This window comes from Mucilaginibacter sp. SJ, from assembly GCF_028993635.1.
GTDB lineage: Bacteria > Bacteroidota > Bacteroidia > Sphingobacteriales > Sphingobacteriaceae > Mucilaginibacter.
The window spans coordinates 479,955-494,734 of record NZ_CP118631.1 but is presented as its reverse complement, the minus strand read 5'-3'; the positions used below and the strand labels follow the sequence as shown (position 1 = coordinate 494,734).

At 38.4% G+C, this 14,780-nt stretch carries 4 protein-coding genes; all 4 read right to left on the bottom strand.

The annotated features are described in order from the left end of the window. Positions 1–35: 35 nt before the first annotated feature. The gene (locus tag MusilaSJ_RS01735; RefSeq protein WP_274988354.1) at positions 36–6,611 is read right to left on the bottom strand and encodes a non-ribosomal peptide synthetase; all 6,576 of its coding nucleotides are present in this window, start codon (positions 6,609–6,611) and stop codon (positions 36–38) included. Between the two features lie 60 nt (positions 6,612–6,671). Further along, positions 6,672–11,675, bottom strand: a complete 5,004-nt coding sequence (locus MusilaSJ_RS01730; protein ID WP_274988353.1) for a non-ribosomal peptide synthetase — start codon at positions 11,673–11,675, stop codon at positions 6,672–6,674. Positions 11,676–11,706: 31 nt separating this feature from the next. After that, on the bottom strand, positions 11,707–13,572 hold the full coding sequence (gene asnB / locus MusilaSJ_RS01725) for an asparagine synthase (glutamine-hydrolyzing) (RefSeq protein WP_274988352.1): 1,866 nt from the start codon (positions 13,570–13,572) through the stop codon (positions 11,707–11,709). Positions 13,573–13,760: 188 nt separating this feature from the next. Further along, positions 13,761–14,753: a TauD/TfdA family dioxygenase gene (locus MusilaSJ_RS01720; RefSeq protein WP_274988351.1), complete on the bottom strand. Its 993-nt coding sequence runs from the start codon at positions 14,751–14,753 to the stop codon at positions 13,761–13,763. Between the last annotated feature and the right edge of the window lie 27 nt (positions 14,754–14,780).

The following is a 14,780-nucleotide window of genomic DNA, read 5'->3' as shown; positions in this document are numbered from 1 at the left end:
CGGTTCCTGACGCTACTATACCGCTTCACCATAGGTTATAAATGCTCGGCCACTTCCCTTTTATTGAGCGTTTCTTTTACCTCCTGAGCGATCTGCTCAAGTGTATTATTGAAATATAGATTAAAAGGGAGCTGAACATTGTATTTGTCATTTACCATTGCATTTAACCTCATCAGGATTATGGAATGTCCACCTATGTCAAAAAAATTATCATTAACGCTTATTTTATTAACCATCAAAAGTTCGCTCCACATATTTGCCATATCAACTTCGATCTCTGTTGTTGGCTGTATAAAATCTGTTTTTTCTGACGAGAATTTATCAATTGATAACAGCATTGATTTTATATTAACCTTTCCGTTATTGGTTAATGGAAATTTGTCAACTTTTCGAATTAGCGTAGGAATCATATAATCAGGCAGTTGCGCCTTTAAAAATTTCTTAAGTTCAAATGTGTTTAGAGCGGTATTTTCTTTGGAAACTAAAAAAGCAACTATTTTCTTGACGTCAGCACTACCAAAACTCGTTACTAAAACCTGTTTAACATTATCATATAACATAATTTGGGTTTCGATCTCACCGGGTTCGATACGATATCCCCTGATCTTGATCTGATCGTCAAGCCGCCCTAAAAACGCTATACTTCCATCCGGAAGATAGCGGGCGAGGTCGCCTGTTTTATACACCCGCTCCGCGCCGGCATGAATAACATTAACAAATTTGGCATTCGTAAGTTCCGCATTATTTAAGTAACCCCGCGCAAGGCCAACCCCACCTATACACAATTCCCCTGCAACGCCCTTCGGCTTCAGTTGCATATGTTCGTCAACTATGTAAAGACGTAAATTATCTATCGGTTTACCTATCGGTATGATTTCATTTGCTTGACTGAAATCTACCTCATGATAGGATACGTCCACCGTCGCTTCTGTAGGCCCATATAAATTTACCAGCCGCGTACCGTAAATACCATGCATTATTTTACCGAACCGGTTTACATGATCCGGGCTTAGCGCCTCCCCGCTTGCAAAAACAGTTTGTAGTGTTCCCAAACGCCGGACTTTCTCCCGTTCTTCCATTTCCATAAACGCTCCTAACATCGACGGTACAAAATGCACTCTCGTAACTCCGTTTTCCTCTATGCATGATATGATCTTCTCTGCATCTTTCTCTTCTTCAGGACCCAGCAGGCAAACGCTTGCACCTGTAAATGACCACCAAAACAACTCCCATATCGATACATCAAATACCAAAGGTGTCTTTTGTAACAATACATCATCCTCTGTTAATTCGTACTCTTTTTGCATCCAAAGCAAACGGTTCACAATCGAATGGTGCTCGATCATCACTCCTTTCGGGGTACCCGTTGAACCTGAGGTATAAATTATATAGCCCACGTCACTTCCAGTTGCCCCATTTTTCAGCTTGGGCGATTCCTCTTCATTTATAATGGACAACTCAGAATCCAGGTTTAAAAACCCTGCTTCCATTTCAATTGATAATCTGTCAAAATATTCGCCACGGCTAATTAAAACCTTTAAACCTGAATCTGATATGATTGACTTGATTCGTGCCGAAGGATAAGCGGGTGATAGCGGCACATAAACTGCTCCTGACTTAAGTATGCCAAATATACTCGGCAATAATTCCGATTCCCGATCCAGAAGTAATCCAACCAGATCTCCCGTTTTAACCCCTTTTGAATTTTGAAGGTAATAAGCAATCCTGTCGGATTTCTCCTTCAGTTCTTTATAGGTAAGAACATCCCGGCCGATCCTTACTGCTATATTGCCAGGTGTTCTTTCCACCTGATCTTCAAATAATTCCATTATCGTCATAGATGACGGATAAGCCGATTCAGTATCATTCAAACCATACAATAACTCATCCCGCTCATCTGAAGATAAAATATCCACCTGGCTTAAAAGCAGCTGTTCATTTTCTACAAAGTGACGAAGCGTATTACGAAATATTTCGGATAATTTTTCGATAAGCGGTTCACTAAAATAGGCTGAAGCATATGTAATATATAGTGAAAATGGTTCGGGTAGAACATGGAATTCACAAAAAGTGTTCAGGTTCATAAAAGACATTTCATCTAATTTATCCTGATAAGGAGCGTTAAACTCCTCGGCATCATCTAAAATTTCCATTTCTTTCAGTACCCTGAAATTGGTATAATTAAAAAAGGTATCAAAAAATGGATTTCCCATTTGGGACCGTAATCCGGCTATCTGAACAATTTCCTGAAATGGCACCCTTTCATATTTTTTGAGGGTTTGTAACTTGCTTTCAATTAACTTAATATAATCACCTACAGTCTGATTTTGTGTAACAGTAATCCTAAATGGCACTGAATTTAAATAACAACCAAGTAGCTTATCACCGTCAGGAACCACAGGCCTGTTATTTGTTGTGATACCCACTACGATGTCAGTTTCAGATGTATATACTTTCATTGTATATATATAAGCACTAAAACAAAGGTGCTTTAAACTTGTATTGTATTTTTTTGCAACACGCTCAAGATCATACCTCAGTTCCTCTCCAAGTGCGAACCTACTGTTCGTGAACGTGTTTTCTTTTTGCCTTTGACTAAAGTTAAGCCGGTTTGCTCCAGCCATTTCATCACGCCAAAACGAAACATTTTCGGTTTTTTTTATTTCCGCCAGCTCATTAACAATTTGATCTTTGTAGCTGCACCTCAACATTTCAACCTCGAAAAGCGGGTCGGTTAACAAAGCCTTATAAGTATTGCTTAACTCGGTCATAAAAGATTGCAGACTCCAGCCATCGAATAAAGAATGGTGCATGTCAAATACGATGAGATAAGAACTTTCAGCAATTTTCAACACATTCATTCGCCATAGCACAGCATGATCAAGAGCGGTTGCTTTTAGTTTTTCGTTTCTGATTTTTTCAAGCACAAAAACTTCTTGTGCATCCGGTTCTAAATCGGAGACATCTATAAAATAAACTTCCGGCTCGACTTCTTTTTTTATGATGTGCGCAAAGTTTTTCAGGTCATAGATTTTTCTGAGTTCAGCGTGTTTCTCAGTTAGTTTTTTTACAGCTTTTTTGAAAGTATTAAAATCAAAGGAACGGTTTGCTATCCGGTAAGTATTCTGTTCGTGATAAAACACTTCGTGTATGCTTTGCTTTTCAGAGGGTTGTTTCAATGAATAGAACACCATGCCCTTTTCAACACCATTCATTGGAAACACATCCTCATATGACTCGTCCCAGCCTTCCAACTTTTTATAGTTTTCCTGAAATGCGGATAACTCCTTGATAGCAATATTATAATTTTCATCAACGTCCTGATTCGGCCCCGCCTGAACCAATGTTGCCAGCGCCGCAATAGTTTGATTCCTGTACAAATCAGCTATACTTATATTGCAGTTAAATTCAGCATTGATTTTATGGGCAATCCCGATAGCCATTATTGAATCTCCGCCAATAGCAAAAAAATTATCCGTCTTTCCTACCCTGCCCACAGATAATTCGTCAGTCCAAATATTAGCCAACCTCTTTTCCACCGATGTTTCCGGGGCAACATAGACAGGCTCTGTAAAAGCTCGGGGTTCAGGTAGTTGGGCTATGTCTACCTTCCCATTTTGTGTCTGTGGTAAATGACTGATGGGTATAAAGTAGGATGGTATCATATATAAAGGAATCTTTTCTTGTAAATGTTCCTTTAAATCACCTGCTGAAATAGAGTGCTTAGTTATACAATAGGCACATAAATACGATGTTCCGTCCCCCCTCCTTTTTAAAACCACCAACGCATTATCAATATGCGGGTAATTACTGAGATGAAACTCTATTTCTCCAGGCTCAATTCTAAATCCTCTGAGTTGCAGCTGCCGGTCAGCCCGACCCAAATACTCCACTTCTCCGTTGTCGAGCAACCTTCCGAGATCGCCGGTACGATACAAGCGTTCACCGGGGCGATAAGGATTATTCAAAAAACGCTGAGCTGAAAGCTCCTCATTATGTAAATAACCGCTTGCTACCCCATCACCTCCAACATAAAGTTCCGATACAACCCCCGTAGGGGCTAACTGCATGTTTTCGGTAAATAAGTACATTGAAACAGTAGGCATCGGTTTGCCTACATTTGACAAATTTCTTTCAATTTCATATTCACCGATCTCCTTATAAGTAACATGAACCGTTGTTTCTGTTATTCCAAACATGTTAATTAATTTAACATTTGAGTGGTTTTGATGCCATTTTCTCAACATAAATGGCTTAAGAGCCTCCCCGCCAAATATCACGTAGCGTAATGATGATAGTGACTGATTATACCCGGTATCTTCCTGGATTAAATTTCCAAAAGCGGTTGGGGTTTGGTTCAAAACAGTTACCTTCAGTGCATTGAGAATTTCCAAATATTTTGCCGGATCCAATGCCACTTCTTTTTTTATAACAACCAGTTTACCGCCGTATAACAATGCGCCATACATTTCCCATACGCTGAAATCAAAAGTATGACTATGAAACATTGTCCAAACATCTTCCGAACTAAAATCAAATTGAAAATGCTCGTTAAACAGTAATCTGACAACATTTTTGTGATTAATCATCACGCCTTTAGGCTTACCTGTTGTACCTGATGTATAGATAATATAACACAGATCATTGGGACTGATTTCAAGTTGCAGATTTGAGTAGTCTTCGGCTTCCGGGACTATTTGATCAGTAAAGAGGCATTCGTATGGATATCCACTAATGACTTCTTCCTGACTGCTATCTGTAACCAGAAGCCTAACTCCACTGTCCGACAGATGGAACCGTATTCTTTCTACAGGATATTCTATATCAATAGGTAAATAAGCGCCACCAGCTTTTAAAATCCCCAGTATTCCGATAATAGTTTGGTGGCTCCGCCCGGTCAAAAGTCCTACTATTGTATTGGCGGTACAACCCTTTGCCTGCAGAATTCCTGCCAGTTGGTTCGAACGACGATTCAATTCGCTATACGTTAATTGAATATCTTCAAATACCAGAGCCACCGCTTCAGGCGACCTTTTTACCTGAGCTTCAAATAAATCAACTATAGTTTTATCTTTCGGATAACTACAAATATTATTATTAACATTCAGCAGAAAGTCCTTTTCGTTATCAGTAAGGATATCAACCTCTGCCAAAAGGATGTGTTCATTTTGTACTATATCGGAAAGTATTTTTTTCAGGTACAAGCTAAAGCGCTCAATGGTAGACGCTCTGTACAATTGCTTTGAATACTCGAAACTAAAATTAATTTGGTTGGCATACTCTGTAGCTGACAGCGAAAGATCGAACTTGGACGATCCATTATTTAACGGGTAGCTATGTACTTCCAAATTTTCAAATTCAGCACCGACGTCTTCAATATTTTGCAAAACAAACACAATATCGAATAAAGGATTATGTGCCAGGGACCTGTCCAGATTTAAATCATCAATCAACTGGTCAAGCGGATAATCCTGGTGGTCAAGACATGCCACCACTCCCGAACTTACCTGCTCCAAATAAGAATGAAAAGTTAATTGAGATCCAGGATATATCCTTACCGGTATTGTATTAACAAATGGCCCCAAAGTGCTGTTCAGATCAGGATGTGTCCGCCCTGTCACCGGCGTGCCTATCACAATGTCTTTCAGGCCTGTTAATTTGGAAAGTAAAACGCCAAATGCAGAAATTAACACTGAAAAAAGGGACGTGTTTGCACGATAAGCCAAAGCATGCAGCTGCTTTGTGACATTAATATCTATAGAAAAATTTAACATCCCGCCATCATAATTTTTTGCTTCAGTTCTGGGAAAATCCAAAGGCAAATGGCAAGGATCCGGAAGACTATCGAATTGGTTTTTCCAAAAGTTCTTTAAAAGATGTGCTTTATTTTCATTAAGGATATCAATCCAAACCGAATAATCTTTATAGTGAAGAATTAATTCCGGAAGGGCATGATTACTGTATAATTTAACAAACTCCCTAATTAAGATTTGCTGGGATATGCCATCAGAAATCAGGTGATGCATATCTAAAATTAAGATGTGCTCATCTATTCGGATTTCAATTAATCCAACCCTGAATAACGACTTTTGGGCTAAATCAAACGGGCGTATAAATTTTGATATGATGTGATTTACTTCTTCATTACCAGCTTGAATATATTCTATATCAAATGAGGTATCGGCAGAGATTTTTTGAACAACTTTTCTATCCGAAATACTGAAACTTGTTCTCAGGATTTCATGTCTTTCAATTAATAATTCAAAAGCCTTTTTTAATTTTGTCAATTCAAGGTTTCCTTTAATCAAATAAGCCTGTGACATGTTATAAAACAAAGATAGCGGCGACATTTGATGCAAAAAGAAAAGCCTCCGCTGTTGCGGGCTTGCAGGGTAATAATCTGCCAGAGGTGCCATGGAAATTCTTTCTATCCCTACATTTTCCTGCTTTCTGGCTTTGATATATTGAATAATTTCCGTTTTATGATTTTTCAGCTCCAGTATCAAATCAGTTTCTTTAAATCGATCCGGGATATTACTGAGCCGTAATTCATCATCAATAATTTCGATAGCAATACCCCTTTCTTTTAGCTTTAACAATAACTCTTTCATAATATTTATATCGATTTTTAGCCGTTCTGCCTCAGAATCGAACGAACGGGTAGGTAGTAGTCAAATAGTGATCGTGTTTTTTTCTGTTTTGACAATGTTTATTTTGTCTTCTGTGAGCCATTGTTCCATTTCAATAAGTTTGGCTTGCTGCAAAATGGTTGGGTTACTAAACAAGTCAACTATTTTTAGCGCGACCGAAAATTCTTTCCTGATATGGTCAACAATTTGTATAACTTTTAGGGAATGTCCTCCTAATTCAAAAAAGTTCCTGTCAACACCAATTGTTTCTTTATCCATCTGCAATACTTCAGACCAAATATTTACCAACAGTTCTTCAGTTATATTTGAAGGTTTTTGATCACTTTCCTGCCAATTATTTACTACGGGAGGCAGCTCCTTGCGATCCAGCTTACCATTTGTTGTGAGTGGCAGGGATTTGATATGTACAAAATATGCCGGTATCATATAGTACGGAAGCTTTGCAGAAAGATAATGCCTCAAATCAGAATTTTTTAATACTGTAGCTGATATATAGTATGCAACCAGGCATTGCTCTCCGTTTATGTCTTTCAATTGAACAATAGCGGTTTCAATTTCATTGTGAGTTCTAATTTGGGTTTCGATCTCACCGGGTTCGATACGATATCCCCTGATCTTGATCTGATCGTCAAGCCGCCCTAAAAACGCTATACTTCCATCCGGAAGATAGCGGGCGAGGTCGCCTGTTTTATACACCCGCTCCGCGCTGGCATGAATAACATTAACAAATTTGGCATTCGTAAGTTCCGCATTATTTAAGTAACCCCGCGCAAGGCCAACCCCACCTATACACAATTCCCCTGCAACGCCCTTCGGCTTCAGTTGCATATGTTCGTCAACTATGTAAAGACGTAAATTATCTATCGGTTTACCTATCGGTATGATTTCATTTGCTTGACTGAAATCTACCTCATGATAGGATACGTCCACCGTCGCTTCTGTAGGCCCATATAAATTTACCAGCCGCGTACCGTAAATACCATGCATTGTTTTACCGAACCGGTTTACATGATCCGGGCTTAGCGCCTCCCCGCTTGCAAAAACAGTTTGTAGTGTTCCCAAACGCCGGACTTTCTCCCGTTCTTCCATTTCCATAAACGCTCCTAACATCGACGGTACAAAATGCACTCTCGTAACTCCGTTTTCCTCTATGCATGATATGATCTTCTCTGCATCTTTCTCTTCTTCAGGACCCAGCAGGCAAACGCTTGCACCTGTAAATGACCACCAAAACAACTCCCATATCGATACATCAAATACCAAAGGTGTCTTTTGTAACAATACATCATCCTCTGTTAATTCGTACTCTTTTTGCATCCAAAGCAAACGGTTCACAATCGAATGGTGCTCGATCATCACTCCTTTCGGGGTACCCGTTGAACCTGAGGTATAAATTATATAGCCCACGTCACTTCCAGTTGCCCCATTTTTCAGCTTGGGCGATTCCTCTTCATTTATAATGGACAACTCAGAATCCAGGTTTAAAAACCCTGCTTCCATTTCAATTGATAATCTGTCAAAATATTCGCCACGGCTAATTAAAACCTTTAAACCTGAATCTGATATGATTGACTTGATTCGTGCCGAAGGATAAGCGGGTGATAGCGGCACATAAACTGCTCCTGACTTAAGTATGCCAAATATACTCGGCAATAATTCCGATTCCCGATCCAGAAGTAATCCAACCAGATCTCCCGTTTTAACCCCTTTTGAATTTTGAAGGTAATAAGCAATCCTGTCGGATTTCTCCTTCAGTTCTTTATAGGTAAGAACATCCCGGCCGATCCTTACTGCTATATTGCCAGGTGTTCTTTCCACCTGATCTTCAAATAATTCCATTATCGTCATAGATGACGGATAAGCCGATTCAGTATCATTCAAACCATACAATAACTCATCCCGCTCATCTGAAGATAAAATATCCACCTGGGAAAGTTTTATAGTAGCATCTTTTATAACCGCAGCAACAATCCGCTTGAAATAGGATATGAAGCTATCTATGGTTTTGGAATTAAACAAAGCAGTGCAATATTCAAAATTCAGATGCAACTCCCCTTCGTATTCCATCGCAATTAATGAAAGGTCAAATTTTGAGATACTATGATCATAATAATGAGGTTTAAGTTTCAGGCCAGGTATCGAAAGTTCATTTTGCTCAAAATTTTGTAACGTGAACATTACATCAAATAATGGATTGCGGCTGGTGTCCCGGGGAAGTTGAAGTACACTGACCAACTCTTCATAAGGATACAATTGATTTTCAAAACATGACAATGTCTTTTCTTTTACATTTAATAAAAAATCTTCGAAACCCAGGTCTTCTTTCACCTCATTGCGGATAGCCAAAATATTAACAAAGACACCCATTATCCTTTCCAGGTTTGCATTGTATCTTCCTGCCACCGGTGTACCTATGGTTATATCTTTTTGAGTACTTAACCTGCTTAATAGCACATTTAATATCGCCAATATGGTCATAAATAGTGTGGCTCCGGATTCATCACACAAAAGCCTTAGTGCGGCCGTTTCTTCCCTGTCAAGTTTGAATGGTTTATTGTTTCCCTGATAACTCTTCTCTGTCGGCCTCGGATAATCCATGGGTAAATCCAACACATTTGTTCCTTCAGAGAATTCTTTTTCCCAAAATTCGCGATGAGCAGACATCCGGTGTTGCTGCTCCTTTCCCAATTGCCACTCAGAATAATCTTTATATTGTAAGTGCATCACTGGTAGCTTTTCATCGTTATACAAAGCCAGGAAATCTTTGATCAAAATCCCCTGTGACATGCCATCGCTAATAATATGATGAACATCTATCATCAATAAATGAGATCGGTCAGATAATTTAACCAGACCTGCCCTCATGAGCGGTGCCTGTTGAAGATCAAACGAACGAACAAATTTTTTCAATATATCGTCTGGCCCAACGTATTCATAATATTCCATAGAAAACTGGACCTCCTGCTGTATGATCTGAACGGGCTGTTCATCAATTTGCAGAAATGAAGTCCGTAAGCTCTCTTGACGGCAAATTAACTTTCTGAATATTTCCTCTACCTTATTTTTATCCAAGGCTCCTTCAAGCTCTACCGCCAGGGGAAGATTATAAGCTAATGATTCGCTATCAAGTTTATTTAAGAAATACAACCGTTTCTGTGAAGGGGGTAATGTATAGTATGGTCGATGCTGTGCTTTCTCTATATCCTCCTTTAAAGAAATGTTTTCTTCCGAAGCCGTATTTTGTTCTATGCCGGATTCAATTATCTCTCCAAGTTTTAGTTGGATTAACAGCGCCTGCTTTTGAATGGTGAGGTTTGTAAAAAGTTCTGCGAGGCTTATTCTAACATTAAATTCAAAAAATATCCTCGACATGAGTCTCATCATATTTAAGGAATTCCCGCCTGCTGCTTGAAAATTCTTATCTGTTGAGATCTTGCCCGCGTTTAATATCTCCTTCCAAAGAGCAAAAACTTTTTTTTCTGTTTCATTAGCAGGCGCTACCAGATTTGAAACGTTTTCATTTCTCTTCAATAATAAGTTGTAATCGATCTTGCCTGTATTAAGAAGCGGGATTGAATCGATGACATTGATTTTGGAAGGGATCATGTATGCAGGCAAGTAATCAGCCAAATATTTTTCAACTTGCCCGATAAATTCATCAGGCGGCACACAGTCCATAACAAACTTTACAAAAGCACTTAAACAATCCGAATTTTTATCATATATCACTACAGCATTTTCAACCAACTGACATTTTCGCAAAATCCGTTCTATTTCGTCAAGTTCAATTCTTATCCCTCTAAGTTTTATTAACCGATCTTCCCTGCCTAATAAATCAATATTACCATCTGCCAGAATCCTCGCACTATCTCCTGTTTTAAACGCCAACTGTTCTCCATTCTTTCCGTAAAGCTTAATGAACTTTTCTTCCATAAGTAAAGTATCATCAAGATACCCGTTTGATAAATAGTTGGAAACAATAAAAAGTTCGCCGGCAATAAGTTGTTTACAAGGTCTTTGGTTTTTATCCAGTATAACCAATTCAACATCAGAGATAGGTTTGCCTATGGGTATTTTTGCCTTTAAAGTATCTTGCGGTTCGATGTTGTAATAGGAACTGATCATCGTTGCCTCTGTAGCTCCGTAAAGATTAACTAACTGAATACGAGCATTAAATGTGTTATACCAATTGGTTAATTCAGAAGGGACAATTCTTTCACCTGAAAGCAATATGTAGTTCAAGGCACGATAATTTTCGGGTGATATATTTTTGTTGTTAAATATTCGAAATACACTGGGTACACAATGTATAAAGTTTATTTCCTCCTTATCTATCCACCAGATCAACTTTTCCGGCACGAAAAGACCTTCTTCACGGGGAGGAACACAAATGGTGCCCCCGCTCATCAGCGGCACAAAAATATCTCTTAAAAATGCGTCAAAATAGGGTGATATTAACTGACTGAATCTTTTTCCAGGTTCAATCATAAAGGTGTTTATCTCCCACTCAATAAAATGCCATAAACTACTATTTTTCCCTACAATCCCTTTAGGTTCGCCTGTAGATCCCGAGGTAAAATATATATACAAATCATCATTTTCCTGGTAATCTATATATCGGTCCTGATATTTTTCAACCGGAGATTTTAAAATGCTGACAAGTCTTATTAATTGTATCGAGGCAATTTTTTGGTCGATATTTGCACCTCCGGACGAGATAATTACATCCGGCGCTGATTTTTTAATGATCAATGAAAAACGCTTATCGGGCAGAGATGCATCAACTGGGATGAAAATGCACCGGGCCCGCAATGTGCCAAGGATACATATCACCATATCCATAACATTATCGGCACAAATACCAACCCTTGCTTTTTCTCCGAACCCGCTATTAACTAAAAATGCCGAAACTTTCTCAGATTTTTCAAGTAACTCAGCATAGGTCATCACCTGGCCATTTTCCTCAATCGCAATATTATCGTTATAGCTATCAAGAATCTTTTTCAGCCCTTTTTGTGTATACATAAAAAAATGTTTTAATAATGGATATTGAATATTATCGTTTTTCAATAAACTCTTCCAGGAATATTCCAAACGTGATCACGATGATTAACAGATCTGTCTCAAAAGGGACGTTAATTGAAAAGCCCGGTTCACTATATTGCTTTTTGAGTTTTTCAACATAGTCTGCATTAAAATAGCCCTGCCTCCTAATTGTATCATAGGATAAGATATCATTAATGTATTCAATATTATTCTGCAATAAATAAGGACTACCCGGAGCGACAAAGCCAAATTTTTCCCTGGCTAATATTTCTTTCGGTACAGTTTTTTCCGCCATTCTCCGGAGAATGTACTTTTCAGTAAATTCATTGAGTTTCAGATCCGAAGGTACCCTGGTAGAAAACACCACCAGATTTTTGTCAAGAAAAGGGTATCTAACTTCAACGGAATTCGCCATCGCCATTCTATCTCCATGATCGGAGATTAAATGATCAACAAGCCTCAACTTATAATCGATATATGATCTTTTAGCTACAATATCCCTTCCGCTGATTTTTAAAGGATTAATAATTTGATAATTGAGACAATCTATCTTGGTGAAATCAGAAGTAATTCTATCAGAATATATGCTTTTTCTTAATTGTTGTGATTCGAGGAAGCTGTTCTCGTAAAAAAAATCACCGTCGCCCCATATTTTGCACCTCAGATCAAATTCTTCCTGAGATACGGGATTTTTGATCGAACTCATCGCCCTCATCTTATCGAATCTGTACCCTACGTAGCCAGCAAAAAATTCATCTGCCCCCTCACCGGATAAAATAACCTTCAGTCCGTTATTTCTTACTGCATTTGAAAGATGTAACGAAGCCGTATTATAGGTCTCCTTTATAGGACATTCGCAGTGGTATATAACTTGCTTTAGCCGCTCGCTGATGTCACTATAATGGAAAGTTTTTTGATAAAGTTCTGCGTGACAACTTTTTGCAATTATTTTTTGATAAACTGATTCAGATATCTGTGAATCAGGAAATGCAATAGAAAATCCTTCTTTCTTACTCTGATCAGAAAGCTGATCTACTTTCATAGCTATCAAAGCTGAATCCAAACCACCACTTAAATACAGGCCAGTAGGGACATCCGACCTTAAACGTAACTTTACCGCATTTTCGAAATGATATTCAAGTTCCTCAAGATACCTTGCTTCGCTTTTTTTATCTATAAATGCTTCGTCCTGAACCAGCGGCAGGTCCCAATATTCGGTATCGGTAATTTGACCATCATTATTAACAAGCAGAAAATGACCATTTTGCAGAGAGTGGATGTTCTGGAACATAGTGCGGGGACTAATCAATCCTGGGAATGTGAAAATTTGATCCAGCCCAGTCACATCTACACTTGCCTGTACGGAATGATGCTTCAATATTGCCTTTATTTCCGATCCGAATACGAAAGTATTGTTAATTAAAGTATAAAAGAACGGCAGAATACCCATCTGATCTCTTGCACAAAACAGTATCTTCTTTTTCTTGTCGAAAAGAGCAAAAGCAAACTGTCCGTTCAAATCATTTAAAAATCCCGTCCCCTTTTCTTCATATAAATGCAGGATTACTTCAACGTCTGACTCAGTTCTGAATGAATGTCCCCGAGATTTGAGATGTTTTTTTAATTCTATGTAGTTAAATATTTCTCCGTTACAAATTAGCACCAGACTTTCATCCTCGTTATATATCGGTTGCATCCCATTTTCAAGGCCGATGATGCTAAGCCTTGTAAAACCAAAAGCTACATTGTCAAAAAACAAATTATCTTGTGCGTCAGGACCGCGATGAATAAGCATTTCACTCATCTTGCGCAGTGTATTTTTATCTTCGGCTGAAATCCTTTCGCTATATTTTATAAATCCGCAAATACCGCACATAAATTATAAAGGGAGTGATTAATGAAAATGGAGTGATACCAGATAAAAAGGAAAATCCTTAATTTGAATATAGGAGGCCCATTTTTATCAGTTGGGGAACAGAAAAGTATCCTATAAGCATTTGCAGCTTACATAGATGGAGAAATTATATACTCAAGTAGCAGAACGAAACTATTTAAAATTTACCACTACGCTGAAATGGTAAATGGCTGTGCCATCGCCGTCAAAATTGTCCTGTTTCCTTTGAAAGGTTTCCTTCCGTGGGAAAACATCATATTATCTAACAGTAAAAAATCATTCGTTTCCCACTTAAAAACAATTGAGTTTTCATTATAAAAATCTTTAAACTCTTGAACTACGGAAGCCTCAATTTCACTTCCATCTCCATAATAAGTAGCAAAAGGAAGATCATCTTCCTGGAAATATTCAAGTAGTATCGGGTCATAATGAGATTTAAGACCAAAGTACATATGGTTAAACCACATCTCTTCTCCTGTCAGTGGATGTTTCTGGAACGCTGGCAGAATCCATTTTACTCTTAAATGATCATCATCTGCCCAAATATATTCCGCCCCAACAGCATTAAGGTGTTTACTTACAACCTCTTTATCATCTGTTTGATAAATTGTTTTCCAATCTAATCCGATTCCTGGAATACTATTTCTCAAATACTTTATTTTCCTTTCACGAAATTTCCGAACAGTTTCCGGCTGCAGCCTCTTTAATAGCTTTCTTTCATCTGCTATTGGCGTTTCCCCCCCCTGAGCAGCAGGAACAAGGCAATAAAACGCTATGATCCTGTTATATACTTGTGAATAGGAATTTTCAGTATGCATCTGAATGTATTGATCATTTGGATGAGAAGTTGAGGTGTAAATATTATCGTGAACCTGTTCCCTTGGCGACGTCCTGTTTTTATATTCCATTGGAGCACCGCAAATAAGAGAGAACAACTGATTAAATACCGGGGCTCCTTCTATTTTAAATCCCCTCAAAAGTAAAGCGCCGAAACTTATGAGTAATTGATTAAGTTCATCGTTATACTCTGCTGCCCATTCCATACAATTTACACCTGGTGCTGCATGTATTGTTAACGGGAGTTCATTTGAAGGCATTTGAATCGTCACCAGACTACCCAATTCAATAGCATTTGCTACGCCCGGGATTGTTATTTTCTCCATTAGGTTATATGTTAAGGTTTGTTATTA